Raw genomic sequence first — 24,845 nt, forward strand, 5'->3', positions numbered from 1 at the left:
TTTGTTATCTCTTTAGTTTTTTATCAACTTTAGCTAATAATTGGCTAATTGCTTGCTGACGATATTTGTCCGCTTTAGCGCGAGTATCACGAATACCGGCCGCTTGTGCAACTAACAAATGAGCTTTGGCTTGCTTATATTTATGTTCGTCATATAAAAACTCACCATACAAGTAATTAGTATCAATGCCTTTTTGATTAAACGCGAGCGCTTGCTTAAAAAACTTATCGGCGGTGTCATCATTACCAAAGCCAATTGGCCAACCTGGTACTTTACTGTATAAGGTTGCAAGGCTGGCATACGCTGAGCCACCTAAAGCACTGCCATCAATTTTCAGGGCTTGCTCTAATGACGCCTTTGCATCTTTGGCATAACCCAACGCTCCTAAGCCGCCTTTTGCACCTGCAAAACTTGCCAATACAATGCCATTCCACGTATAGCTATTTGCTGAATTAGGGTAGTTTCTAATAAACAGAGCACTTTGCTCACTCAATTGAGTAAACGCTTTGATTTGTGCATCATCTCTAAGCTCATAATTAGCGACCGCCCACAGCTGTTGAATAGCGAGTAAATCGCTTTGTTCGTCTGCAAATACCGGCGCTGAAAACACACTAACAATGCTTAAATAAGCCGCTAAAGTAAATTTTTTCATAATAGATCCTCTATTCTTTATTAACCTAAAAAACGCTTTATTTTAGGAAGTTGTTTAGCAATTGCGTTATCCACAACACGTGGGAAAACGCCATTGATACGTGCAAAAAGTTTTTCAGGAAAACCAATAAATCGTCTGGTTTTATTTGAGTTTAATAACGCAACTAACTCATCAGCCACCAACTGCGGGGAGTCCATTTGATTACCAAGCTCTTTGTTCATTGCTCGGGTTTGTGCATCATTAATGTCAGTATCGGTTGCTCTAGGTGCTAAATAAGTAACTCTAACGCCAGTGTCTGAAAGCTCTCGTGATAACGCTTCACTAAAACCACGCAAACCAAATTTACTAGCGCAATAAAGTGTTTGATATGGATAACCTATGCTGCCAAAAGATGAACCTACATTAACTATGGTCCCTTTACTGACTTGCAACTGCTCTAAAAACAGCTGGCACAGTTTCATAGGGACGGCTAAATTAGTGTTTAATACAGTATCAATTTGCTCACTACTACAACGACTTAAGCTTTGCATAACATTAATACCGGCATTGTTTATAAGTAATTTAGCACCGCCCAATTTTTTGGCGTTAATGGCTAATGCCAGCATGTTTTCTGCAACGGTTAAATCTCCCACAAAAGTCATACTACCTGGGCACTGGCTACTGAGCGCATTTAGCGCATCGCCATTACGCCCTACTAATAGTAATTGCCAACCCTGTGCGTGCAGTGTTTTGGCAATGGCTTGGCCAATTCCCCCTGTGGCTCCCGTTAACACACACAAGCCGGTATTCATGCGTGTTGGCCTTGTGCTGATGCTTTAAAAAACGGCTCGTCATCTAAAGCGCGAAAAATATCACCGTACAAACGATAAAAACATTTTGCGCCATGTAAAATAGCCTGCTGATCGGCCTCATTAGTCATTTTGTTCATTAAGTTTTCAAAAAACTTTACGTGCTCTATATCAAGCGCACCATGAGAGGTTAAATAACTAAATGCTTTTTTAGGTAGCCCCACCGCATTAGCAATATTTGAAGCTGCGCCATCGGCCAATGCAATGGAAGTTCCTTCAAGTACATGCACCATGCCAAAAAAGCTTAACGGGTTTTTACGAGCAATACTGTCATAGGCATACGAGACCATCATTTCGGTAGCAAATTGTGGCTGACTATGGCGCACGCTGTCTTTATCAAAACCACACGCGGCAATATCGTTAAGCACCCATTCTTGATGGCCAATTTCCTCTTTAATGTATTCGGCGACGGCTTCACGTAACCATTCTTGTTCGTCGGTTAAACGCGCCCCTAAGGACATCATTAATGGCACTGTGTGTTTTACATGATGATAAGCTTGCGCTAAAAATGACGCATATTCTTCAAGCGATGCTTGGCCTTTAAAAACCCGCTGTATAATTGGCGCAGCTAATAAGTACTCACGCTCGTTTTGAGTGTGTGCTTTTAATGTATTAAAAAAATCAGTCATGGCTCATTTCTCCAAGTCGGTAAAATTGTTCAAAAATAGGGTTAAATTGCTGGCTAATAGCTTGGCGCTTAGGGCGATTATTGGTCGTTAGTAACCCTTGCTGAACACTTAAAGGCTCGGCTAATCGATGCCACTTTTTAACTTGTGCATAATCGGGTAACTGTTGATTTATAAATTTCAAATGCTCACTGAGCTGTTGATCACTCAATTCAGAAATTGCATAAATAAACGCGGTTAAAAAAGGTTTGCCCTCACCAAAAACAACAGCGTGTATAATCGCGCTTTGGCTCAATATTAATGACTCAGGCCATTCAGCACTGACATTACGGCCCATGCTGGTAATAATCAGGTTTTTAACTCGCCCTTTTATAAAAAGTTTATTGGCATGTTGGGTTACTAAATCGCCCGTGGCATACCAGGCATTTGGGTTATGCGGTGCCTGATTTAAATACCCTAAAAATAGCTCACCCTTTACAGGGCAAACGGGTAAAAAACATACAAGTACTTTTTGATCATTTGACCGATCCTAATGATCGTGGTTTATAATAGTCTTTGCCTGTACAAAACATGAAAGAAACGACTATCAGCCAAGCTTTTAATCAACTAACCGATCCAAGAAACTCTGCCAGTGTCCGCCATCCACTTATTAATATTCTGAGTATCGCTATTTGCGCTATTATCAGCGGTTGCAATAATTTTAACGAGATAGAAGAATACGGAAAGTCAAAAGTAAAGTGGTTACGGAAATTTTTAGACCTGAAAAATGGTATTCCTAGTCATGACACTTTTAATGACGTACTCAATCGCCTCAACCCAACTGAATTTAATAGCGCATTTACCAAATGGGTCACTGAAATAAGTAAGAATAAAGAAGGAGTGATTGCTCTGGATGGTAAAGTAATGCGCCGTACATTAGATAAAGCCTCAGGTATGCCCGCAACTCATTTAGTCCTGACGAATCCCCACAAAATAAAAATTAATGGTAGACTCTCATGATTATTTGTGATCAAATTTTTTCACTATAAAAAAACTCACTCATAATCATGAAAGCCACCGAAATATTACACAAAGATATTGCCATTGCCTACCCTGAAATTCATAAAACACGTTTAAATACAGTCTTTACGTTTGTTAACTCAGGCTTGCGTGACCAGCGCGTTACTGTCACTTACCTAGGCCGCGGATTAAAATCATTTTCTAATACCGATAAAAAACATGATATTAAACGCGCAGACCGTTTGATTGGTAATGCTAACCTGCATCAAGAACGTCTTTGTTTCTATGAACATATGACCGAATGCTTAGTAGGCCAGCAACAACACCCACTTATTATCGTTGACTGGTCACCTATTAATGGCGGCGAAATATTTCAAGTGCTCAGGGCAAGCATACCAATGGGGGGAAGAGCGTTAACGCTCTATGAAAAAGTGTATCCTGAAAGCGAATTAAATACCGAAGCGGCTCATCAACACTTACTCGATAGCTTGGCACAGTGTTTACCTGCAGATTGTCAGCCTATTATTTTATCTGATGCTATTTTTAGAACGCCATGGTTTAAAGCCATAGAAGATAAAGGCTGGTATTGGCTTGGGCGCGTCAGAGGCAATGTGACCTTATCTAGCGACCTTGAGACATGGCGAAATTGTAAATCATGGTTTGAGCAAGCAACAGATAAACCACACCTTCTGACACAGATTTACTACGGAAAAACAGTTCGTTTCGCGTGCCAAGGTGTTTTGTTTAGAGGGAAAAACAAGGGACGTAAAAAAATCAAAAAACGGGGTGGGCAATCTCAATGTACAACGGTTAAATACCAACAACAAAAGGCCAAAGAGCCTTGGCTACTTGTGTTTAATTTACCTACACAATTTACAGATAAGCCTCAACGGATTGTGACTTTATATAAACAACGTATGCAAATAGAAGAAAGTTTCAGAGACACTAAGAATGCAAAACTTGGCATTAGTTTAGCCTTTGCAAATTCAAGAAGCGCAGAAAGGTTTGATAATTTATTGCTCATAGCGGCGTTAATGTTGTTTGTCTTATGGTGCATAGGGTACACCGTGTCGGCACAACAAGGGGATGCGGCATTACAAGCGAATACAGAGAAAAAACGACGAGTATTGTCCTATATTTATCTTGGCAAAGAAGTGGTTGATGATCCTAGGTATGAGCCTGATGGGCAGTTCATTATTTATGTGTATAGCCAGTTGTCACTTCTGACTATACAAATTGATAATTTAGGCTAAATTCGTGGGGATCTCTCAGCATTTAGTCAGTGCATGGTCTGTTGAGAATAATTTTTGTTTAGGACAAGTTAAGGTTGCTGATAAATCGAATGAAATAACCGCTATCCCCATTTTGCTTGAGCTCCTTGACATAAAAGGAGCAACAATTACAACAGATGCCATGGGATGCCAGTATAAAATCGGTGAGCAAATAATCTCTAACGAGGGTAACTATGTGCTTGGACTTAAGGGGAATCAAGGGGAGATTTATGATGACGTTAAACTACATTTAGATACCCAGCTCAACACGCAATTTAAAAATATCCCACACAGCGTGCATCGTTCACTAAATGGTGATCACGGGCGAATAGAAAATAGAGAGGTTTGGTTAACGACAGAAGTAGATTGGTTGGTAGCACGACATCCACGATGGAAAAGCTTAAAAAGTATTGCCGTAATATGCTCAACACGAGAGGTAAATGGTGTAAGTTCGAATGAGAAGCGGTATTATCTTAGTAGCCATAAAGATAAAGACGCTGCATTTATTGCTGATGCTATCCGTAGTCATTGGCATGTGGAGAATAAATTACATTGGCAACTCGACGTTAGCTTTAATGAAGACCAAAACCGTTTACGCAGTGGGTATGCAGCTCAAAACATCGCGTTAATTAATAAAATAGCACTTAATCTATTGAAGAACGAAAAAAGTGCAAAGGTTGGAGTGAAAAGCAAGCGGTTGAAAGCGGGTTGGGATAATGTTTATATGATGAAAGTGCTAACCGTTGGGCTAACTGTATAAAATCAACCCGTTTGCCCTGTCACCCTTTATGTACAGCTGGCCTTTTTCGACTTTGGTTTGTATGTGCGGGAGTACTGTGCCGGCACTCTTTAAATCATCATTTTTGGGCGTATTTAAACTTACAACAGATGCCGCCTCCGATAACCCATACCCCTGATAAACAGGTAAATTAAGCTCTCTAGCGGTGGCTATTAAAGTATCACTCACGAGCGCCCCACCAACCGCAATAAACTGTAATGACGTTGGTGGCTGCCAACCTTGTTTTGCAAAAGCAATTAAACAGGTTAACAACTCAGGTACTAAAATAAGGGTATTAGGCTTTACACTGTCGATTGCACTAATGAGTTTTTCAGGATTTTTTAATCCTGAACCAACAAAACCTAATTCGTTTAACGGCATTAAATGAACACAACCGCCACTTAATAATGGAGCATAAATACCTGCAATATTTTCCAGTAATACTGGCAGTGGCAGTAAACATAAATGAATTGGTTTGCTTATATTTATTCGTTCACACAACGACTGTGCAACTTGCATTTGACTATGCGTTGACAAACACACCCCTTTTGGCTCGCCTGTAGAGCCAGACGTAAAGGTAATTTTTTGCGTGCCCTCAAAGTAACTAATCGGTGCTTTAACGTCGAGCTGATAAATATACAAGGTGTAATGATCAAACAAAGTAATACATACTGTATACGCACCTAAAGAAAGCCTTGGCGTATCACTAATAAACAGCTGTGCACCACACTGCGCTAATACATATTGCGTTTGTTGCTGACTAAAAAAATGGGCAATCGGTACAGCCACTTTGTTGGCAACGCTTGTTGCTGCATCAAGCACTAACCAAGCAGGTGTATTATCAAGTTGAAATGCAATTGCATCGGCATTTGAATTTGCAAAAATCCCCGCTACTTTATTAATTTCTTTGAGTAGCTCAGCGCCTGTTAATTGGTGTGCTTGTTTTGCAAAATGCGCGACAACCGCCGGCTGAGTAGCTAAGTCATTTAAGCTATTTAATAGACTCATATCGCCTCCAGCGCACTGATTAATGCGGTAATTTCATTTTCATTTTGTTGTTTAATATCAAGTAGCGTTGGCGTATTAAGGACTTGTCGATGTGCTTGCTCTAAATTAACTATGCAGACTGTGGGCTGATTCGCGTAGTAGCTTCCCCAGCTTTTTGGTTGCTCAACAACACGGCTATTAGCTAATGCGATTTCATTACAGGTCACCCCTAATAAACGCAATAAGGCACGTACATGTTTGGTGGCACAAAAAACCAGGTTAGTAGCACCAATGGCACTTAAAGCTTCATTAACAATAATAAAGTGCGATAACGTGGCTTTTCTGTGTGTTGAATAAAGATTACCTAACTCAAACACGTTACTGCGCTGTGCGCCCGTTGGTAAAAACTGCTCAATGGGCGCTGCTAAATATTGTTCGATAAATAAAGGAGAAGTGGCGTTTCTAAGCCCTAATGTGCAATGCCCTTGCTGAGTTTTATACTGACAGAGTAATGGCATAAATGAAGTGAGACTTGCATTATAAGCAGCTAAGAAGCCTTGTTTTACTGTATTTTCAAGGCGCTGGCGGTGTTCATCACATTCTCTCGCGCTCACAAACTGTGTAAACGGTTGAAAAAGTGTTGATGATGACTGTTGTTGAGCTAATTGCATAAAAGCATCGCCTGTATTAAATCTATAGGTAGAATTTAATAGACGAAACTTAAATAAAACTTAAGGTAAGTTAAATTTTAAAAAAATTAACTAATATCTGCTACAACGCTTTTATTACGGCCTGTTTCTTTTGCATGATAGAGCGCTTTGTCAGCACATTTGTATACTTGATCAATAGTATCGCTATGCTGTGGCCAGGTTGCTATACCAATCGATACATTTACATAGCCTACTTTAGGCATAGTCGTTGTGGCTATTTGGTTACGTAACCGCTCTGCAATCACAAACGCGCTATCACTATTTTCATTGGGCAATACCAATAAAAATTCTTCGCCTCCGGTGCGCGCCACAATATCATCCTTACGTGATACTGTTTTTATAACATTAGTAAGCACTTTTAACACCTCATCACCTACATCATGGCCAAAAGTGTCATTAACACGCTTAAAAAAATCAATATCAATTTCCAAAACTGCAAACGGTATATTTTGGTGCATAAGCTTTTCAAGCAATCTGTTCAAACCGCGTCTATTATGAGCACCGGTTAGCGGATCGGTTATAGCGTCTTGGCGCAACTGTCCCATTTGCGATTGCAAAATGTGAACCCCCTCAAGCATTGCTGATTTGAGTTGCTGGCTTTCAAAATACCACGATTTAATGCGTTTAAGCTGAGCTACGCTCTCTTTATCTGTAGATAAATTACCGCTGTCAGCTAATAATCTAAGCGGTTTAGCAATAAGATGTGCCAGTAAGCCGATTAAAAAAAAGGTCACTAGTACAATAGGTAGCATGCGCTTAATAACCTGCCCCTGAAATGTGTCTAGTGTGGCAAGCGTTGCCGTTTCACTTCGCTGCGCTATTATGCCCCAATTAGCAAATTTAACGGGAGAAAAACCGGCAAGCATAAGCTCCCCCTGAGAGCTTAAAACGCGCGTATATCCGTCTTCACCTTTTAGAACACTTTCTATTACGGGGTTATTATCTACAACTTCACCAATACGCTTCGCAAGAGGATGATAAAGCAAGGTTTTATTATCAGAAACTACGTAAAAGTATGCCCCGCCTTCGTAACTATGCTGCTTTAACAACGCATTTAAAATACTTTGTTGTTCCAAATATAAGCTCCCCCCAATATAACCGTAATAATTTCCGGCTTTATCAAACAAGGGATAAGAAATAATCACCATTAAGTTATTTGCAAGCGATACAAAAGGGCGGCTAATAAGTGGATGTTGAAGCTTAAATGCGCGTTTAGAATGAGGTGAATCAACCGCTTTATCTATAATATTGAGCGAAACAGGTGAAGCTGCTTTTAAAATACTAACTTGTTAATCACAACAGAATTAAAACTATCCGTTTGCTTTAACAGGCGATCGGTTTCTGCTTGTAATAGCTCAGTATTATCGATATTTTTAGAAATAATATTGGCAGAAAATTGCAGCTGCTGCATTGCTGCAATTAAAAAATTATTTGTTGCTGAGGCGAGTTTACTGGCAAATACATGGTTGCTTTTGAGGGTGTCTTCAATTACGCGTTCTTTTTGTACTTGGTTACTTATGAACAACCCACTAAATAGAATAGTGGTAGCAGCAGGGACAGCTAACAGCAGAATTAATTGCCTAAGGTTAAAGGTAAATGGTAATTGAAAACGCAAATTAATATAATCCTCAGCAAATAAAAACAATTACATATAATTAATATAATACATAAATGAAACTAAGTAGCCTAATTTTTGTTGTTTGCAGGCTAACAAAGTAGTATTGGATTTTTATACGCTTTGCCAGTAAATATGCTTGGAGTTTTGCAGTTAAGCTCAATAATAGTTAAGCTGCATTTACTTTAATTTGTTTAGCCTTGAGGTGTATGTTGCTAAATAAGACCGTGTTGACGTTTTCTTTTTTTTTAATCGGATGTTTCATGCCAATAAAACCTTCATTTGCCGATTCTTCGCTGTCAATTGAGCAGCAACTTGGGCAAAAACTTATGCTTGATTTACGCTATTTTTGCCACCAAGGCAATAGTGAGCGCTGTAGAAAAGCGTTAACCGAGTTACCCGAAATACTTGCCAAAGCGATTAGCCGCTATGATATTGGTGGGGTGATTTTATTTTCTGAAAACACCCAAAGCATAGAACAAATAATTAGCCTTAATCAGCAACTGCAACACGCTGCCTCGAACTCAAAATCGGGTTTACCGCTTTTTATTTCAATTGACCAAGAAGGTGGTCGCGTAGCTCGGCTGCCTCGTGATATGGCCACTTCGTTTACCGGTAATATGTCAATTGGCGCAACCTACCCTGAGCATGGCACTTATTTTGCGACTCAAACAGCAAATGTATTGGCCACTGAACTCTTAGCATTGGGAATTAACGTAAATTACGCGCCAACCGTTGATGTTAATATGAACCCTGATAACCCTGTGATTAATGTACGCTCTTTTAGTGAAAACCCAGATGATGTAGCAGCACTAGGCGCAGCACAAGTGAGTGAATTTGAAAAAAACGGCCTGATTAGTGCGCTAAAACACTTTCCTGGCCATGGCGACACCAATGTAGATAGCCATACCGGCTTACCTAAAGTAATGCATTCAAAAGAGGTGATTTACGCGCAAGATTTAGCACCCTTTAAACACATTATTGAGCAACACAGCCCAGGGATGATAATGACCGCACATATTCAATATCCAGAGCTCGACAGCAGCACCTTGACTAATGTAGACGGTAAGCAAATGATCAAACCTGCGACCATGTCGCGTAAAATCATGACCGACATTCTTCGCAAAGAGCTTAACTATCAAGGTGTGATAGTAACCGATGCACTTGATATGGCGGGTATAAGTCACTTTTTTAGTCCAACGCAAGCGGTTATAAACACCTTTGCCGCTGGGGTTGATATTGCGCTTATGCCAATAGAAATTAGAACCCCAGATGACATTAATAAACTTGATGCGCTTATAAATTCTCTAGTCAGTGCGGTTAAAACAGGGCAACTAAACGCAGACGAAATTGCCTATTCGGCGCAGCGTATTACTTCACTTAAAAGTAAGTTTAAATTAAACGCTTTGCCTAATTCCATTAATGCATTAGCCAATGCCAAACACCTTATTGGTAATAAAGCACATCGCGAATTAGAAGCCTCACTCGCATTAGCAGCGATCACCCAAATAAAAAATAACAGCAACACTTTGCCACTTAAGCTCAATGCAGGCCAACATATTCATATTATTATGCCCGACACCCGCAAGTGTATGGCCATGCAACAAGCCATTACTGCGTTAAGTTCACAGCCATTAAATTTTAGTTGTAGCAGCTTACAAGGCTTTGACCCCGTCGATGCGCAGCGCAATATAAACTACGCTGATATTATTATTGCCGCACATGCGACGCCAAATCAAAGCGCGGTGGAAATTGGTGGCATGGACGATTTAGCCGATAACCCAAATTTTGCCCTTAATAATGCAGAGCAACCTAAGGCGCTTGAATCATTACTTAAAATGGCTAATAAGCAACAAAAGCCTACCGTGTTTATTAGTTTGCGTGCTCCTTATGACATTGCTCAATTTGGTGACGCTGCCGATGCAGTCTTAGCTTCATACGCTTATAATGTTGATGTAGACAAAAACGAGCAAGTATCTGGGCCTGCATTTACAGCACTGGCTAAAGTATTACTCGGTCAAGCCCCTGCTAAAGGCCAGTTACCGGTGACCATTAAACAATCAAAGAGCCACTAATATGAAGCTCAATTGTGATTTAGGTGAAAGCTTTGGTGCATGGAAAATGGGGCTTGATGAGCAGGTAATGCCACATATTGATATGGCAAATATCGCCTGTGGTTTTCATGGCGGTGATAGTGATGTGATGGCCAACACCTTAGCGCTTGCCAAACAACATAAGGTACTGATAGGCGCTCATCCAAGCTATCCTGATAAACAGGGCTTTGGCCGTCGCTCCATGGCGTTAACGCCGCAAGAGCTAACCAACTGCCTGCATTATCAAATAGCCGCAATTGAAGGCATGGCAAAAGTACAAGGCCTCACTTTAGAGTACGTAAAACCACATGGCGCGTTATATAACGATATGATGGTTGATGAGACAATTTTACATACCGTCATGCAGGCTGTTGCTAGTTATTGCGCAGATTTGCAACTAATGATTTTAGCTACAGCAGAAGCTGAACAACATAAGCAGCTTGCTCAGCAATATAAGCTAACCCTCATTTTAGAAGCGTTTGCTGATCGTCAATATACCGATAAAGGTTTACTCGTTTCTCGAAAAATGGCTGATAGTGTCCATGATAAACCCGCATTGCTCGCACAGGTTAAACAGTTACTCGCCACCGGCTGTGTAACAACCCGCTCAGGTAAGCAATTACCATTGCATGCAGATAGTTTATGCGTACACGGCGATAACGCCGCAGGTATTATGCTTATTCAAGAGATCAAAGCACTCTGTCACAGCAACTAAGTGATGTGCAATTAAGTCAAGCCATCGAAACCATAATGGTAGAACAAAACCTATGTGGTATGCAAAATCTCTTCGCCTATCAACAGACAGATACTTATCTGCGCGGGGCAAAGTCGTTATTTGCTGCTAAAAGCACGGGGCTCATTGGTACCGGTTTTGCCGTCAAGCAAACCTTTGAAACCGATGGCCCTGTTGGCGCCATTGCTTTATACAATGCTTTAATTGTGCTGGGTAAAAACCTTATTTTAGTTTGTGGCAACCCCCTTTACAGCGTCCTTAAAAATGACTTTAATTGCTTTGAGTTACCACTTAATAACTTTACTGAAGTACTGACATCCGGTTAGAAATATAAAAACGCACACCTACTCTCACTTATATTATTGTTATTAGGTGCGGCTCTAAACTCTTACAAGCTATAAAATACCGCGATAGCAACGCTATATTCTCATTTCATCGCCATTTTGGCCATCTGCTTTAACCATTTAGCCCGCTGCTCTGCTGTTGAACTGATAATTGGGCCAATATAGGTCATCGAAACAACTTTAATGCCACAAAAGCCTAAAATAGTATGCTTTAACTGCTTTGTTACACAGTCACCTTGCAGATAACGATAATAAAACGGCGGGGTATCAAGCGTTAAAACAACCTCTGCAGTGCGCCCTTTTAGCAGTTTATCGGGAATGGTCTTATTTGGTTGATATTTAAACGCAAAATCAGATAAAAAAGTACGGTCAATCAACCCCTTAAACTTAGCAGGCAAACCGCCCCACCATACGGGGATCACAAATACGATATGTTCAGCCCATTGTAGCTGCGCTTGAAAATCAACTAAGTCGGGTTCAAGCGCCTGTACGCTGTCATAACCATCACTTAAGTTAGGGTCAAACGACATAATACTAAGTGAAAGGCTGCGCACCTCACTCTCACTGCTACAGCTTTGACTATAAGTTGTTGCTAAAGCGTCACAAAAACTAGCTTGCTTGGGGTTTGCATCGATTACTAAAATGTGTTTTTTCATATTAACTACTCCTTTAAAAGCAGTAGCATACACCCTGCCCTAAAGGGTAGAGTCAAGTATAATTAACCGGCATTTTGGTTATCCAAACATATTTTTATATCGTGGTGATAAAACTCTAACAGCTCTTTTTGTTGCTCAAGTGCAATAATATCTATCAACACTTGCTGCTTCTTATTTTCAAGTAAAGCCATTACCGCAGGCCAATCCAAATCATGGCGAGCAATTTTTAGCTGTTTGAGTTGAGTTAAGCTTAACCCTAATAACTGTGCTCGTTTAATTAGCGTCACAAACTCCACATCAGCGTTTTCATAAATACGGTAACTTCCTTGTCGCTTAATATCACTCAATAGACCTATTTTTTCATAATGCCTAATTGCTTTAATTGACACTCCTGAACGCTTTGCCATCTCACCAATATACACCAGTCATTCCTTACTCTGTTTGCTCATAATATTAATAAACTTAACCATTAAAAAGATTGATGGCGGCTAGACTCATCTAACTAGCCACCATTTCGCTTACTCATGAAAAATAGAGTTTCATTATTAATTGCTATTCATTTTAAAGGTATTCATCGCATCATAGTGTACCTTTGGGTTTTGTTATTCTATAACGGTTAGGTGCGATAATTAATAACAAGGAATTAAAATGAAATTGATTGCCCCCGCAGTCCTACTAACCTCACTGTGCTTTTCAGTATTAGCCAATAATAACCTGCAGACTCTACAACTTGAAAACGTATTCAACCTTGAATATGCTAATCAAATTGAAATGACCAATGATGGTAAAACGGTGTACTTTGTTCGCAATCGCATGGATATTAAGAGCGATAGAAAAGTCAGTAATATTTGGTCTGTAGATAGTAAATCAAAGCAACTACAACCACTTACATCTGGCGTACATATGGACTATGCACCAGTACTTTCTCCAGATCAATCACGCTTAGCGTTTATTTCCACTCGCGATGGCAGTAGCCAAATTTACGTAAAGTGGCTAAAAACAGGCGCGCTTGCAAAAATTAGTAACCTGACCCAAAGCCCCTCTAATTTGCAATGGTCACCCAATGGTCGACAACTGCTGTTTAGCCAATTTGTCCCGAGCAAAGTTAGCTCCCCTATTAATTTACCAGGCAAGCCTGAAGGTGCCAGCTGGGCAGAGCCTGCTAAATTTATTGATGATGTTTATTATCGCGCCGATGGCGGCGGTTATACCAAGCCTGGTTTTCGTCATTTGTTTACACTTGATGCCAATGGCGGTAATGCTCGGCAGTTAACTTCTGGTGATTTTGACCATAGTGGGCCCGTTAGTTTTGCTGATGAGGGAAATACTCTCTATTTTTCGGCAAATCGACATGCTGAATTTAAGCTCAAACCAACTAACTCAGAAATTTATCAACTAACATTAAATGACTTACAGATTAGTGCAGTTACCGAGCGAGTTGGCCCCGATAACCAACCTCAAGTATCACCGAATGGCCGCTACCTCGCTTACACCGGCTATGATGATAAACTGACCAATTATGAAAATAGCCAATTGTATATTCGCGATTTAAAATCGGGGGAAACCACTAGCTTAACCCGTGATTTCGACCGTAGTGTTGGCCAAATAAAGTGGGCTGATAACTCCAATGGGGTATTTTTTAGTTATGCTAGCGAAGGGCAAACCGTGCTTGCTTATCAACCGCGCAGTGGCAAGCGTAAAGTTATTACCGAAAAAATAGGGAGCGTGTCTTTTGGTCGCCCGTATTCTGGTGGCGATTTTGATATCAGTGATGACGGTGATGTGGCAATTACCCTAGCTGATACCCAGCGCCCTGCAGATGTCGCCATAGTTAACAATGGCAAAACGCAGCGTTTGACCAATTTAAATTCAGATGCCTTAGGTAGCAAGCAACTCGCAAAAATTGAAGAGCTATGGCTTAAATCAAGCCACGATGAACTGCCCATTCAAGGCTGGGTTGCTTATCCTCCCGGTTTTGATAAATCAAAAAAATACCCACTGGTGCTTGAAATTCATGGTGGCCCTGTGGCTAATTATGGCCCGCACTTTAGTGCAGAAGTACAGTTATTTGCAGCCAGAGGGAATGTGGTTTTATATATGAATCCACGTGGCAGCGATTCATATGGTAAAGAGTTTGCGCAAACCATTCACCATAATTACCCAAGTAATGATTACGATGATTTAATGACGGGTGTTGATGCGCTCATTGCAAAAGGGTTTATTGATGAATCTAAATTATTTGTAACCGGTGGTTCTGGCGGCGGCGTATTAACAGCATGGATTGTAGGTCATACAGATCGTTTTGCTGCAGCCGTGGTGGCAAAACCGGTGATTAATTGGATCAGCTTTGTACTAACTGCCGACTTTTATCCATTCTTTGCTGACTACTGGTTCCCAGGCAAACCATGGGATCATATTGAACATTACATGCAGCGCTCACCTATTAGCTATGTCGGTAATGTAAAAACCCCTACAATGCTACTGACAGGTGAAGCTGATTATCGTACGCCAATATCTGAAACAGAGCAGTTTTACCAAGCACTGAAACTGCAAGGCGTTGATACCGCGATGGTACGTATTCCAAACGCAGCACACGGCATTACCGCTCGCCCATCTAACTTAATGACTAAAGTGGCATATATTCAATGGTGGTTTGATAAGCATTCGAAATAAAGCGCCGAGAAATGAGCGACGAGCTATTTTAGGCTCGAAGCTCGTTGCTCTTTGCTCTTTGCTCTTTGCTCGAAGCTCACAAGTGTAAACCCCCTTTACAGCAATAAAGTAAGTAACTCCTTACATACTTAAACTAAATATCGGACTTAGCCTCAAGTTGAGTTGGTAAAAAATCGGTTTATAACAAAAATGGCACTATGAGTTGGTAAAAAATCGGTTTGAGTCACTGTTTATAAGCCCTCAGTTAGTAAAAAAATGTTTTATAAACTGCAGCAGTTAGTAAAAAATCGGTTTATTACTCTTTCGATACCTGGTTAAAATCTTTAAATCAGTCGTTTATACGGCCAAATTGCAAGTTATGAAGGCAAATCCTCCCTTAATAATTAAAAAACGACCGTTATTAACATGGTTAGTTAAAACCTGATCTGTTTTATAGGGAGCTAGTTAAATCGTGATCTGTTTTAAAATACGTTAGTTAAATACTGATCTATTAAATTTTAAAGGCATAAAAAAAGGGCCTTACGGCCCTTAAGTAACACTATCAAGGAATTAAAATTGGTTCATGGTGTTAGCTTCACCACCGGCTTTAAGTGCGTTCTCGCCTGAGAAGTACCCTTTGTGTGTATCGCCAATGTTTGAGCCTGCAAGGTCTTGGTGTTTAACAGACGCTTGCTCACGACGGATTTCTTGGCGCTGTACATCACGCACATAAGCCAGCATACCTAAGTCACCAAAGTAACCTTCTGATAAAATATCTGTGCTTAATGCTGCTGTATGATACGTTGGTAATGTGATTAGGTGGTGGAAAATACCCGCTTCACGTGCACCATCGCGCTGGAAGTTTTGTACTAATAAATCAGCGGCTGCTGCAAGCTCTGTTGCATCCATTTGTGGAGCCATAAGCGCTTTGTTGTCATCAATACTTGGGTAAGCGCTCAGGTCACGACCCTCTTCTTGCCACTGTTGATATACTTGCTCACGAAACTTAAGCGTCCAGTTGAATGATGGTGAGTTGTTGTATACTAATTTAGCATCTGGCACTTGCTCTTTTACCCGATTAACAAGTTCAGCAATTTGTTTTACATGTGGTTTTTCTGTTTCAATCCACAGTAAATCAGCACCAGACTGTAGACTTGTTATACAATCGAGTACAACACGGTCTTTTTCAGTGCCTTCGCGGAACTGGTATAAACCATTGTCCAAGCGTGTTGGCTTACAGAGCTTACCATTAAGTTTCATTGCCGTTTCGCCTTCATTTAAATCATCAGCACTGTTTACTGGCGTTGTTTCTAGGAAGGCGTTGTATTGACTTGCTAAATCACCTGGTTTTTGTGAAACCGGAACTTTTTGCGTTAAGCTTGCACCTAACGAATCAGTACGGGCAACAATAATACCGTTATCAATACCTAGCTCAAGGAACGCATAACGGACTGCGTTAATTTTTGCTAAAAAGTCTTCATGAGGAACAGTCACTTTACCTGCTTGATGACCACATTGCTTTGCATCTGATACTTGGTTTTCGATTTGGATAGCGCACGCACCCGCTTCAATCATTTTTTTAGCAAGTAGGTAAGTTGCTTCTTCGTTACCAAAACCCGCGTCAATGTCAGCAATGATTGGTACAACATGGGTTTCAAAGTTATCAATTTTGTTAAGTACGGCTTGAACATCGCCACCATTTGCTTTTACGTCGTCTAGTTCGTTAAACAAATGGTCAAGTTCACGTGCATCTGCCTGTTTTAAGAAAGTGTAAATTTCTTCGATGAGCGCGGGAACAGAAGTTTTTTCGTGCATACTTTGATCTGGCAGCGGGCCAAACTCAGAACGAAGCGCTGCCACCATCCAACCACTTAAGTATACATAGCTGCGTTTAGTTGTTTTTTGATGACGTTTAATGGCCATCATCATTTGCTGTGCAGTAAAACCATGCCAACAACCTAAAGACTGAGTGTACTGGCTTGTGTCAGCGTCGTATGCGGCCATATCTTCACGCATAATGTCGGCAGTAAATTGTGCGATATCAACACCAGAACGAAAACGATTTTGTAAACGCATGCGTGTTGCATATTCAGGATTAATTGTTTTCCATGCACTGCCCTGTGATTGGCATAATGTTGTTAATGTATCTGTTTCGTTTTGATATGTTGTCATAATAAAATCCTTTGAACGGGTATTAGTATTTATTGTAAAGAGAGTGACTACATCACGTTAGCTCTGTAGCGCTTAATTAAACATTAGGCTTATTTTTTAGATTTAGTAAATTTATAGTTGTTATTGCGGCTATACATATAGTGAATGCCTAAAAAGCATTCAAAGTGACTTTTTTGCGATATGGTAGGTGTATGCATGTAAAAAATGCACATTACCGAACCGTTTAAGGATATTAATTATGAGCCACACTCTCACCCATTCAGGACTCAGCGTTGACAAGCAACTCGCTGAGTTTGTTAAAAAACAACTATTACCTGGTACGCACCTAGATGAACACCAGTTTTGGAAAAGTTTTGCCTACATAGTGCATACACTTACACCATTGAACAAATCACTGTTAGCTAAACGTGAACAGCTACAAAAGCAAATTGATGACTACCACCTTGCTAATAAAAATGCAGATCAGGCTCAATACCAAGCATTTTTAAAAGAGATTGGCTACCTAGTTGATGAGCCTGAAAATTTTACTATTGAAACGCAAAATGTAGAGCCTGAAATTGCGCTTAGCGCAGGGCCACAGCTAGTAGTACCAGTGAGTAATGCACGCTTTGCTTTAAATGCAGCCAATGCACGTTGGGGGTCATTGTATGATGCTTTATATGGAACCGATGTTTTAAGCGAAGACGATGGCGCCGAAAAAGGCAGTCAATATAATCCTGTTCGTGGCTTTAAGGTAATGGCTTATGCAAGGCAGTTTTTAGATAAAGCATTACCGCTTAAAAATGGCTCGCATATTGAAAGTACTAATTATTCTATTGTTGACGGCGCCCTTGCTATTACTCTACGCGACAGCTCATATACCTCGCTTAAAAACCCTGAGCAGCTTATTGGCTATCAAGGTGAAGCGCAAAATCCTAATATTATTTTACTTAAAAACAATGGATTACATGTTGAGCTGCAAATAGACCATCATCACCCTATTGGCCAAGCTGATAAAGCAGGGCTAAAAGATGTGGTACTTGAAGCTGCGCTAACAACGATTATGGACTGTGAAGACTCGGTTGCTGCAGTAGATGCAGAAGATAAAGTACATGTTTACAAAAATTGGCTGGGGTTAATGCAAGGCAACCTCGTTGAGACGTTTAGAAAAGGCGACAAAATGCTCGAGCGAACGTTACAAGCAGACCGTCAATACACAGGGCTTGATGGCCAAACAGTCACTCTCAAAGGTCGCAGTATGATGTTTGTGCGTAATGTTGGACATTTAATGACTAACCCAGCCATTACTGATGTTAGCGGTAATGACGTGTTTGAAGGCATTATGGATGCCATGTTCACTGCAACAGCCGCACTGCACGATTTAAATACTAAAAACGCCATTAAAAACTCCACTGCGCAAAGTATTAATATTGTAAAACCAAAAATGCATGGCCCTGATGAAGTCGCGTTTGCTAATACTTTGTTTAATATGGTTGAAGAAGCGCTGAGCTTGCCTAAAAACACCCTTAAAATGGGAATTATGGATGAAGAACGTCGCACATCAGCCAACTTAAAAGCGTGTATCCATGCAGCTAAAGAGCGTGTTGTGTTTATTAACACGGGCTTTTTAGACCGCACTGGCGATGAAATTCATACCTCAATGCAAGCGGGTGTTGTGCTGCCTAAAGCGGCTATTAAAGCACAGCCCTGGATCAGCGCTTATGAAGATCGCAACGTTGATATTGGCCTTGCCTGTGGCTTAAGCCATAAAGCGCAAATTGGTAAAGGTATGTGGGCAATGCCAGATAAAATGGCGATGATGATGGAGCAAAAAATAGCGCACCCTCAATCTGGCGCAAATACCGCTTGGGTGCCCTCCCCTACTGCCGCCACATTACACGCAATGCATTATCACGATGTGAATGTATTTAGCCTGCAGCAAAGCATTGCCACACGCCAAATAGCAAGCCTGGAGAGCCTACTTACACCGCCGCTCATGCCAAACCCAGAAACGCTATCAAAAGAAGATATTCAAAGTGAGCTTGAAAACAACGCGCAAGGTATTTTAGGTTACGTAGTACGCTGGATAGACCAAGGAATCGGCTGCTCTAAAGTGCCTGACATTAACCACATTGGCTTAATGGAAGACAGAGCCACCTTACGTATTTCAAGCCAACATATCGCCAACTGGCTACATCATGGTGTATGTAGCAAAGAACAAGTGCAAAAAGTGATGGCTAAAATGGCCAAGGTTGTTGATGACCAAAACGAGCATGACAGCCTTTACAACCCCATGGCAACTAATCAGCAAACATTGGCTAAAAGTATTGCCTATCAGGCGGCTTTAGCACTGGTATTTGAAGGGGTTAGCCAACCGAGCGGTTACACTGAACCACTACTACACAGCTACCGCTTAAAATATAAAGCGCAGCACTAATCAAAAAGAATCAAAAACAAAAAATCAGCTTACCAAGCTGATTTTTTTATAATTGTCGTGAATAACAACTATTCACTAGCGTTAAAAATAATCTTCAAATCTTTAATAAACAGCTATTTAAATTAATTTTTAATGGTCGCATTGTGATAAACATTTTGTACGTCGTCACAATCTTCAAGCATATTGATGAACTTATCAAAGTTAGCAATGACTTCTTCATCAGTAATTTCAACATGTACTTGTGGCACAAAGGTAATTTCATCAACCTCAAAGTTAATGCCATCAAATGCCTCTTCGAGCGCCGTTTTAGCTTTAAAGTACTCGGTATGCGGGGCAAACACCGATACTTTGCCGTCTTCGGCTTCTACATCGATTATATCTACATCTGCCATCATGAGGGCTTCTAGAACAACTTCGTCGTCATCACCTGCAAATCCCAACACAGCAAGGTGGTCAAACATATGGGCAACACACCCTGGCGTGCCTATTTTTGACTCTGTTTTAGTAAACGCTAAGCGTACATCTTTAATTGTGCGGTTTGGGTTGTCGGTTAAACAATCAGCAATCACCATGCAGTTACCTGGGCCATACCCCTCGTAACGCGCCGTTGCGTAATCTTCCCCTGCTCCACCGGCTGCTTTTTCAATTGCTTTTTCAATTACGTGCGCAGGAACTTGATCTTTTTTTGCTTTTTCAATTAAGCGGCGCAATGTTTGATTTACATCTGGGTTGGGTTCACCACTTTTGGCTGCAACGTAAATTTCTTTACCATACTTCGAATTTACTTTAGTTTTAGCGTTAGCTGTTTTAGCCATCGAACTTTTGCGGACTTCAAATGCTCTGCCCATCTTGTGCCTCTATTGAATACATTCGGTTTGCCATATTTTACCAATTCAAACCGTATTGGGCTAGTTCAACATGTTATACAGCGCAAAGGGTGTTGGGTATTAATTTAAATAATACCCATTATGTTATTAACAAAATAAAACAAAGCTCAATTTAACATAATTAGGGTCTGTTAACCTTTCCGGATTGCTATTTGTTCAAACTAGGGGCAATTTAATCGCGGCGCGAGGTTTGTAACCTAGTGGGCTAAGTCAAAACCGAGCAAAGCTTCCGCGTCCTGCTCACGCCCCTTACCTACATCCATGTAGGCAACAAAGAGTTAATTGCCCCTAGGCAGAACCCTCCGGGCAACGCCTGTTTGGCATTGATGCTGCGTTATCGCCTATTTATGGGGAATAACCACACCACATAGGCTCTGCCTTGCCAAAATACCAAACAGACTGCTGCAAATTAAACCTTGAAAGGTCAATAGACCCTCTCTTTTTCAGAGTAATTGTCAATTAATGACACTAATTCATAAAACGTATGGATCACAAAGTCTGCTTGCTTTGCATATACGGGAGTAACATCGGGGGCATATAGACAGGCACGCATTTTGGCATTATGCGCCGCTTGTATATCATATAAATAATCTCCCACGTAAATTACATTATCAACTGGCATGGCCCACTGAGTTGCGATAGCCAGTAAGGCACTAGGATCGGGTTTGGCTGGCGCATCAGTACGGGTTAAAACTGTGTCAATTGGCAGCGGATTATGTTGCAACTTTAACATGGCGGCTTTATCAAAATTACGAGTCACAATGGCCATGGGGATGTGTCTAGCTTGCAATGCGTTTACCGCCTCTACTACGCCCGGTAAAAATGTGGCAGTTTGTGCATCTAGTAACTCATGCTGATGCACTATATTCATCGCTTCTTCACGCATGTAGGGTGAAGGGAGTTGTTCGATATAGTCGAGTAAATCTTGCTCTGCGGGACAACCTACTTGAGCTTTAATTAATGAGAAATTTAACTCTGATGATACTAAGGTTCCATCTAAATCAAAAATAACACCTTTGATTGCCTCAATTTGCGTTTTCATTTCATTCCTTGCGCTAAAAGTTAGCTCATATACTGGGATTGGTTTAGATTATCTCTTTAATAAAAACTAAATCAATTAATTTATCATTCAACCCCCCATCCATTAGGGCTATGCTTAATCTATTTTATAAAATCAATTTCTATTATGTGCAATTTTTACGGTAAGCTTAGTTAGGTTTACGATGTGCTTAGTTAAGTCGATCAGCTAAAGAGAGGGTCTAAAGGAACATGCGCACCCTAAAAACGGATGCGCAGTCATTCTTGTTAATTTGGTTCAAATCGCGCTTCAAGCCAGGTATCGTCTTGGCTAAAGTTTAAGGTTTTGATCTGCCCTCGCCCCTCAACGTTCACCATATTCACTTGTGCTGGCCATAAATCACGCAGAGCACCGTTACTCATTCTAATGCCTTCAATTTCATCTGGTATGGCAGCCTCTTGATAAACCCAAAAAAACTTACCATCTACCTGCGCACCCACATAATTGAGTTTAAGTGGCTCACCAGATAAAGTTTGTAAAGCAACATGAGACTCGACGTACTCAGCAAAGTGCTTTTGGTCGCGCTTATTGTTTATAATATCAACTTTACCTTTAAATAAGTTACCAACAGCATGCTCTGTGTCATGTAAATAAAAGCGATGCATCAATTCAATATTGTGTGTACGTTGATTAAATAGCACGGTTGTAACAGATGATTTTAATTGATGCGCCATACTCGGCGCAACAATTAAAAAACAAACAATAATAAGCAAAAAACGCATTATTATTGCTCCTCATCATTATTTTTGTCGTCTTTTTTCAGCTCGGTTTTGATATCTTGCATAATATCGCGACTTACTTTTGCCTTACTCTTTTCGCGTTTATACACTTCAATACGCGAAGGAATAATACGACGTGGGTAGTGGTTATTTTCTACATCAACATCCGCGGTTTCCCAACGAGGGTCTACCGAAACAGACGCTAGCGGTTTGTTTTTGTCAGTAATAATCAGCTTTTGTAAGTTTTTGTGGTTACGACGCCAAATTTCTGCAGGAATGTAACGTTCCTCATTAGTGCCATCTTCATAGGTTAGCTCTAAAAGAATTGGCATGACTAAGCCACCTAGGTTTGAAAACTCCATCACGTAGTAGTTTTTGTCTTCTTCTAGCGCGCGATCTAGGGTTTTACGCTCCCACGGCTTTAAATCTTTTAAAAACGTGTTGTAGGTATTACGCTCTTTGTTGGTAACGGTAAAACGATCGTTTTCATCATAAAAATCTGTCACCTCTGGATTTTGTTCAACCCAGGTTTTTTTACCTTGGGCACGATTGCGCTCAACAAACAATGATGTTGGCTTATCAGCTTCTATATCGCGTAAACGTTTAAAGTCGATATCAGGATTCTTAGTGTCTAAACGTAATTGATACACTTTATCAAGCGAGATATCAACATGGTCTGTGGTGTAAAACCAACCACGCCAAAACCAATCTAAATCGACACCTGAGGCTTCTTCCATGGTACGGAAAAAGTCAGCGGGAGTAGGGCGTTTATATTTCCAGCGCTGGGCATATTCTTTAAATGCAAAATCAAATAATTCACGGCCTAAAATCACTTCACGTAAAATATTAAGTGCCGCCGCAGGTTTGGTATACGCATTAGGCCCTAAACGTAGCACGCTGTCTGATTGCGTCATGATAGGCACTTGCGTTTGTGACTTCATGTACGCAACTATGTCACGCGGCTCAACACCCCATGGAATGGTTGGATCCCATTCACGTCCAGCTACACCGTCTAAAAAGCTATTTAAACCTTCATCCATCCAAGTCCACTGGCGTTCATCTGAGTTTACAATCATTGGGAAGTAAATATGACCCACTTCGTGAATCACCACACCAATTAAAAAGCGTTTTTCTGCTTGCGAGTAAGTGCGCGTTCCATCGTCTTGTAAATCTGTACGCGGGCCGTTAAAAGTGATCATTGGGTATTCCATACCGCCTACCGGGCCATTAACTGATTGTGCGGTTGGGTAGGGGTAATCAAATGAATACTGTGAATACACTTCCATAGTGTGAACAACCGCTTCCGTTGAGTATTTCTTCCATAAGTCGCCCCCTTCTTTAGGGAAAAACGACATCGCCATAACGAGTGGTTGTTCATCGCCACCTTGCTGGTAACCTTTAGCATCCCACATAAATTTACGTGACGACGCCCAAGCAAAATCACGTACATTCTGTGCTTTAAAGTGCCATGTTTTAGTTTTGTCTGTACCGGCTTTTTCGTTTTCCAGTGCTTCTTCTTCTGTTACTACAAATACAGGGCGTTTTGCTGTTTCCGCTTCTTTTAAACGCTTACGCTGCGTACTGGTTAATACAGAGCTTGGATTATCAAGTTTGCCGGTTGCCGATACAATATGATCCGCAGGAACCGTAATTTCAACGTCGTAGTCACCAAACTCTAAGGCGAATTCACCACTGCCTAAAAACGGTTTATTTGTCCATGCTTCGTAATCGGTGTAAGCCGCTAAGCGAGGAAACCACTGTGCAACCAAGAAAATATCATTACCATCTTCTTCAAAATGCTCATAACCGGCACGTGCGCCTACCGCGTCTTCTTCAACTAGGTTAAACGCAAAGTCCATACTAAACTCAACATCTGTACCTGGTTTAAGTGGCGTATTTAAGTCAATACGCATTAAGGTATCAACCACAGTGATGCGCAGCGCTTTACCATCTTCATCTTTAACATTGCTGATGGTGTAACCGAGTTCGTTATCTTCCATAAACTGCTGACGACGTAAATCACCTAAGCTTAATTTAGCAGGCTTGGCATCTGGTTCATTTTGTAACGTACTTTTAAATGTTTGCGTAGCCTCTGCAATTGAATCATTTTTAAAAATATTTTGATCAAGCTGAAGCCATAAATACTTTAATGTGTGCGGAGAGTTATTTTTATATTCAATTGTTTGACTCCCCGTTAAACGACGTTTTTGCTCATCGAGTGTGACATCAATATCGTAGTCAACCCGTTGCTGCCAGTAATTTTCTGCAGGGGTACCTGCTGCATTGCGGTAAACGTTAGGGGTAGGTAAGGCTTCGTCTAGTTGACGAAACTTATCAACGAAACTGCCTTTAGTTTGCTCAACAGAGGAGGCAAGCGCAGAACTTGCTATTGCCAAAGGCAATACAAACGCACTGAATGTAAGTAAATTTTTCTTCATTGTTAATCCTGATCGAATTTAGTGACGCTACTGTGACAAATTTACACCTTAGCTTCAATAAAATAGCGATAAAACCCTGCTTTTGTGAGGTAATATTCCACGCTTTTATATAAATGTAATATGCAGAGTTTTATACAGCAAAATTGAACGGATACTTGTACATAAATTTAA

Annotated in this window: 21 protein-coding genes and 2 pseudogenes; 8 read left to right on the top strand and 15 right to left on the bottom strand. The window is 40.7% G+C overall.

All coding sequences use genetic code 11. From position 1 onward, the window contains the following. Positions 1 to 4: 4 nt before the first annotated feature. From AC6H44_RS17415 to AC6H44_RS17430, 4 genes and pseudogenes are all read right to left on the bottom strand, one after another. Positions 5 to 652, bottom strand: coding sequence for a hypothetical protein (locus AC6H44_RS17415; RefSeq protein WP_500738470.1), 648 nt, complete (start codon positions 650 to 652; stop codon positions 5 to 7). A gap of 20 nt (positions 653 to 672) precedes the next feature. Further along, positions 673 to 1,443 carry an SDR family oxidoreductase gene (locus AC6H44_RS17420; RefSeq protein ID WP_500738472.1) on the bottom strand — a complete coding sequence of 257 codons (771 nt, stop codon included), beginning with the start codon at positions 1,441 to 1,443 and terminating at the stop codon, positions 673 to 675. Continuing rightward, positions 1,440 to 2,129, bottom strand: a complete 690-nt coding sequence (locus tag AC6H44_RS17425) for an iron-containing redox enzyme family protein (RefSeq protein WP_500738473.1) — start codon at positions 2,127 to 2,129, stop codon at positions 1,440 to 1,442. Before AC6H44_RS17425 ends, AC6H44_RS17420 begins: the two co-directional genes overlap by 4 nt. Next, a pseudogene (locus tag AC6H44_RS17430) lies at positions 2,122 to 2,604 on the bottom strand (AMP-binding protein); the annotation flags it as partial. The pseudogene AC6H44_RS17430 and the gene AC6H44_RS17425, both read right to left, overlap by 8 nt. Before the next feature lie 92 nt (positions 2,605 to 2,696). Here AC6H44_RS17430 and AC6H44_RS17435 point away from each other — a divergent pair. Genes AC6H44_RS17435 through AC6H44_RS17445 form a run of 3 tightly spaced genes read left to right on the top strand, consistent with a single transcriptional unit; the run spans position 2,697 to position 5,156 of the window. Further along, positions 2,697 to 3,125: an ISAs1 family transposase gene (locus AC6H44_RS17435; protein WP_500738474.1), complete on the top strand. Its 429-nt coding sequence runs from the start codon at positions 2,697 to 2,699 to the stop codon at positions 3,123 to 3,125. A gap of 47 nt (positions 3,126 to 3,172) precedes the next feature. Further along, entirely contained in the window at positions 3,173 to 4,378 is a 1,206-nt protein-coding gene (locus tag AC6H44_RS17440; RefSeq protein WP_500735106.1) for an IS4 family transposase, read from the top strand. Positions 4,379 to 4,382: 4 nt separating this feature from the next. Further along, the gene (locus AC6H44_RS17445) at positions 4,383 to 5,156 is read left to right on the top strand and encodes an ISAs1 family transposase (RefSeq protein WP_500738475.1); all 774 of its coding nucleotides are present in this window, start codon (positions 4,383 to 4,385) and stop codon (positions 5,154 to 5,156) included. Between the two features lie 21 nt (positions 5,157 to 5,177). On the opposite strand, the pseudogene AC6H44_RS17450 reads toward AC6H44_RS17445, so the two are convergent. The 4 genes and pseudogenes from AC6H44_RS17450 to AC6H44_RS17465 all read right to left on the bottom strand — a co-directional run. After that, positions 5,178 to 6,182: pseudogene (locus tag AC6H44_RS17450) on the bottom strand (AMP-binding protein); the annotation flags it as partial. Next, entirely contained in the window at positions 6,179 to 6,832 is a 654-nt protein-coding gene (locus AC6H44_RS17455; protein ID WP_500738476.1) for a thermostable hemolysin, read from the bottom strand. The pseudogene AC6H44_RS17450 and the gene AC6H44_RS17455, both read right to left, overlap by 4 nt. An 86-nt stretch (positions 6,833 to 6,918) precedes the next feature. After that, on the bottom strand, positions 6,919 to 7,947 hold the full coding sequence (locus tag AC6H44_RS17460) for a sensor domain-containing diguanylate cyclase (protein ID WP_500738478.1): 1,029 nt from the start codon (positions 7,945 to 7,947) through the stop codon (positions 6,919 to 6,921). A 197-nt stretch (positions 7,948 to 8,144) separates the two neighbouring features. After that, a complete protein-coding gene (locus tag AC6H44_RS17465) occupies positions 8,145 to 8,486 on the bottom strand; it encodes a hypothetical protein (protein ID WP_500738479.1) in 342 nt (113 codons plus the stop codon). A 263-nt stretch (positions 8,487 to 8,749) separates the two neighbouring features. Between AC6H44_RS17465 and AC6H44_RS17470 the strand changes: the two genes are divergently transcribed. Genes AC6H44_RS17470 through AC6H44_RS17480 form a run of 3 tightly spaced genes read left to right on the top strand, consistent with a single transcriptional unit; the run spans position 8,750 to position 11,638 of the window. Next, positions 8,750 to 10,561, top strand: a complete 1,812-nt coding sequence (locus AC6H44_RS17470; RefSeq protein WP_500738480.1) for a glycoside hydrolase family 3 protein — start codon at positions 8,750 to 8,752, stop codon at positions 10,559 to 10,561. 1 nt (position 10,562) lies between these two features. Then, on the top strand, positions 10,563 to 11,294 hold the full coding sequence (locus AC6H44_RS17475; protein ID WP_500738482.1) for a 5-oxoprolinase subunit PxpA: 732 nt from the start codon (positions 10,563 to 10,565) through the stop codon (positions 11,292 to 11,294). Between the two features lie 5 nt (positions 11,295 to 11,299). Beyond that, entirely contained in the window at positions 11,300 to 11,638 is a 339-nt protein-coding gene (locus tag AC6H44_RS17480) for a glutamate cyclase domain-containing protein (protein ID WP_500738483.1), read from the top strand. A gap of 101 nt (positions 11,639 to 11,739) precedes the next feature. On the opposite strand, the gene AC6H44_RS17485 is transcribed toward AC6H44_RS17480, so the two are convergent. After that, complete coding sequence (locus AC6H44_RS17485) at positions 11,740 to 12,312, bottom strand: NAD(P)H-dependent oxidoreductase (protein WP_500738484.1); 573 nt, start codon at positions 12,310 to 12,312, stop codon at positions 11,740 to 11,742. A 62-nt stretch (positions 12,313 to 12,374) separates the two neighbouring features. Then, a complete protein-coding gene (locus AC6H44_RS17490) occupies positions 12,375 to 12,734 on the bottom strand; it encodes a MerR family DNA-binding transcriptional regulator (protein ID WP_500738486.1) in 360 nt (119 codons plus the stop codon). Between the two features lie 226 nt (positions 12,735 to 12,960). On the opposite strand from AC6H44_RS17490, the gene AC6H44_RS17495 reads away from it, so the two are divergent. Continuing rightward, the gene (locus AC6H44_RS17495; protein ID WP_500738487.1) at positions 12,961 to 14,985 is read left to right on the top strand and encodes a S9 family peptidase; all 2,025 of its coding nucleotides are present in this window, start codon (positions 12,961 to 12,963) and stop codon (positions 14,983 to 14,985) included. Positions 14,986 to 15,534: 549 nt separating this feature from the next. Here AC6H44_RS17495 and AC6H44_RS17500 read toward each other — a convergent pair. Beyond that, positions 15,535 to 17,136 carry an isocitrate lyase gene (locus tag AC6H44_RS17500; RefSeq protein ID WP_500738489.1) on the bottom strand — a complete coding sequence of 534 codons (1,602 nt, stop codon included), beginning with the start codon at positions 17,134 to 17,136 and terminating at the stop codon, positions 15,535 to 15,537. A gap of 238 nt (positions 17,137 to 17,374) precedes the next feature. On the opposite strand from AC6H44_RS17500, the gene AC6H44_RS17505 reads away from it, so the two are divergent. Further along, entirely contained in the window at positions 17,375 to 19,552 is a 2,178-nt protein-coding gene (locus AC6H44_RS17505; RefSeq protein ID WP_500738490.1) for a malate synthase G, read from the top strand. Positions 19,553 to 19,674: 122 nt separating this feature from the next. Here the strand turns inward: AC6H44_RS17505 and AC6H44_RS17510 are convergent, their stop codons facing one another. The 4 genes from AC6H44_RS17510 to AC6H44_RS17525 form a co-directional block, all read right to left on the bottom strand. Next, positions 19,675 to 20,400 carry a YebC/PmpR family DNA-binding transcriptional regulator gene (locus AC6H44_RS17510; RefSeq protein WP_500738491.1) on the bottom strand — a complete coding sequence of 242 codons (726 nt, stop codon included), beginning with the start codon at positions 20,398 to 20,400 and terminating at the stop codon, positions 19,675 to 19,677. 463 nt (positions 20,401 to 20,863) lie between these two features. After that, on the bottom strand, positions 20,864 to 21,481 hold the full coding sequence (locus AC6H44_RS17515) for an HAD family hydrolase (RefSeq protein ID WP_500738492.1): 618 nt from the start codon (positions 21,479 to 21,481) through the stop codon (positions 20,864 to 20,866). Between the two features lie 263 nt (positions 21,482 to 21,744). Beyond that, positions 21,745 to 22,239, bottom strand: coding sequence for a DUF6702 family protein (locus AC6H44_RS17520; RefSeq protein WP_500738493.1), 495 nt, complete (start codon positions 22,237 to 22,239; stop codon positions 21,745 to 21,747). Between the two features lie 2 nt (positions 22,240 to 22,241). Continuing rightward, on the bottom strand, positions 22,242 to 24,674 hold the full coding sequence (locus tag AC6H44_RS17525; protein WP_500738494.1) for a M1 family metallopeptidase: 2,433 nt from the start codon (positions 24,672 to 24,674) through the stop codon (positions 22,242 to 22,244). Between the last annotated feature and the right edge of the window lie 171 nt (positions 24,675 to 24,845).

This window comes from Pseudoalteromonas sp. TAP-3C (assembly GCF_059888565.1).

Excerpts from the sequence above, each read along its gene's own strand:
- AC6H44_RS17415 (WP_500738470.1), bottom strand. The coding sequence starts at position 652 with ATGAAAAAATTTACTTTAGCGGCTTATTTAAGCATTGTTAGTGTGTTT.
- AC6H44_RS17420 (WP_500738472.1), bottom strand. The coding sequence starts at position 1,443 with ATGAATACCGGCTTGTGTGTGTTAACGGGAGCCACAGGGGGAATTGGC.
- AC6H44_RS17425 (WP_500738473.1), bottom strand. The coding sequence starts at position 2,129 with ATGACTGATTTTTTTAATACATTAAAAGCACACACTCAAAACGAGCGT.
- AC6H44_RS17435 (WP_500738474.1), top strand. The coding sequence starts at position 2,697 with ATGAAAGAAACGACTATCAGCCAAGCTTTTAATCAACTAACCGATCCA.
- AC6H44_RS17440 (WP_500735106.1), top strand. The coding sequence starts at position 3,173 with ATGAAAGCCACCGAAATATTACACAAAGATATTGCCATTGCCTACCCT.
- AC6H44_RS17455 (WP_500738476.1), bottom strand. The coding sequence starts at position 6,832 with ATGCAATTAGCTCAACAACAGTCATCATCAACACTTTTTCAACCGTTT.
- AC6H44_RS17470 (WP_500738480.1), top strand. The coding sequence starts at position 8,750 with ATGCCAATAAAACCTTCATTTGCCGATTCTTCGCTGTCAATTGAGCAG.
- AC6H44_RS17475 (WP_500738482.1), top strand. The coding sequence starts at position 10,563 with ATGAAGCTCAATTGTGATTTAGGTGAAAGCTTTGGTGCATGGAAAATG.
- AC6H44_RS17485 (WP_500738484.1), bottom strand. The coding sequence starts at position 12,312 with ATGAAAAAACACATTTTAGTAATCGATGCAAACCCCAAGCAAGCTAGT.
- AC6H44_RS17495 (WP_500738487.1), top strand. The coding sequence starts at position 12,961 with ATGAAATTGATTGCCCCCGCAGTCCTACTAACCTCACTGTGCTTTTCA.
- AC6H44_RS17500 (WP_500738489.1), bottom strand. The coding sequence starts at position 17,136 with ATGACAACATATCAAAACGAAACAGATACATTAACAACATTATGCCAA.
- AC6H44_RS17505 (WP_500738490.1), top strand. The coding sequence starts at position 17,375 with ATGAGCCACACTCTCACCCATTCAGGACTCAGCGTTGACAAGCAACTC.
- AC6H44_RS17510 (WP_500738491.1), bottom strand. The coding sequence starts at position 20,400 with ATGGGCAGAGCATTTGAAGTCCGCAAAAGTTCGATGGCTAAAACAGCT.
- AC6H44_RS17515 (WP_500738492.1), bottom strand. The coding sequence starts at position 21,481 with ATGAAAACGCAAATTGAGGCAATCAAAGGTGTTATTTTTGATTTAGAT.
- AC6H44_RS17520 (WP_500738493.1), bottom strand. The coding sequence starts at position 22,239 with ATGCGTTTTTTGCTTATTATTGTTTGTTTTTTAATTGTTGCGCCGAGT.
- AC6H44_RS17525 (WP_500738494.1), bottom strand. The coding sequence starts at position 24,674 with ATGAAGAAAAATTTACTTACATTCAGTGCGTTTGTATTGCCTTTGGCA.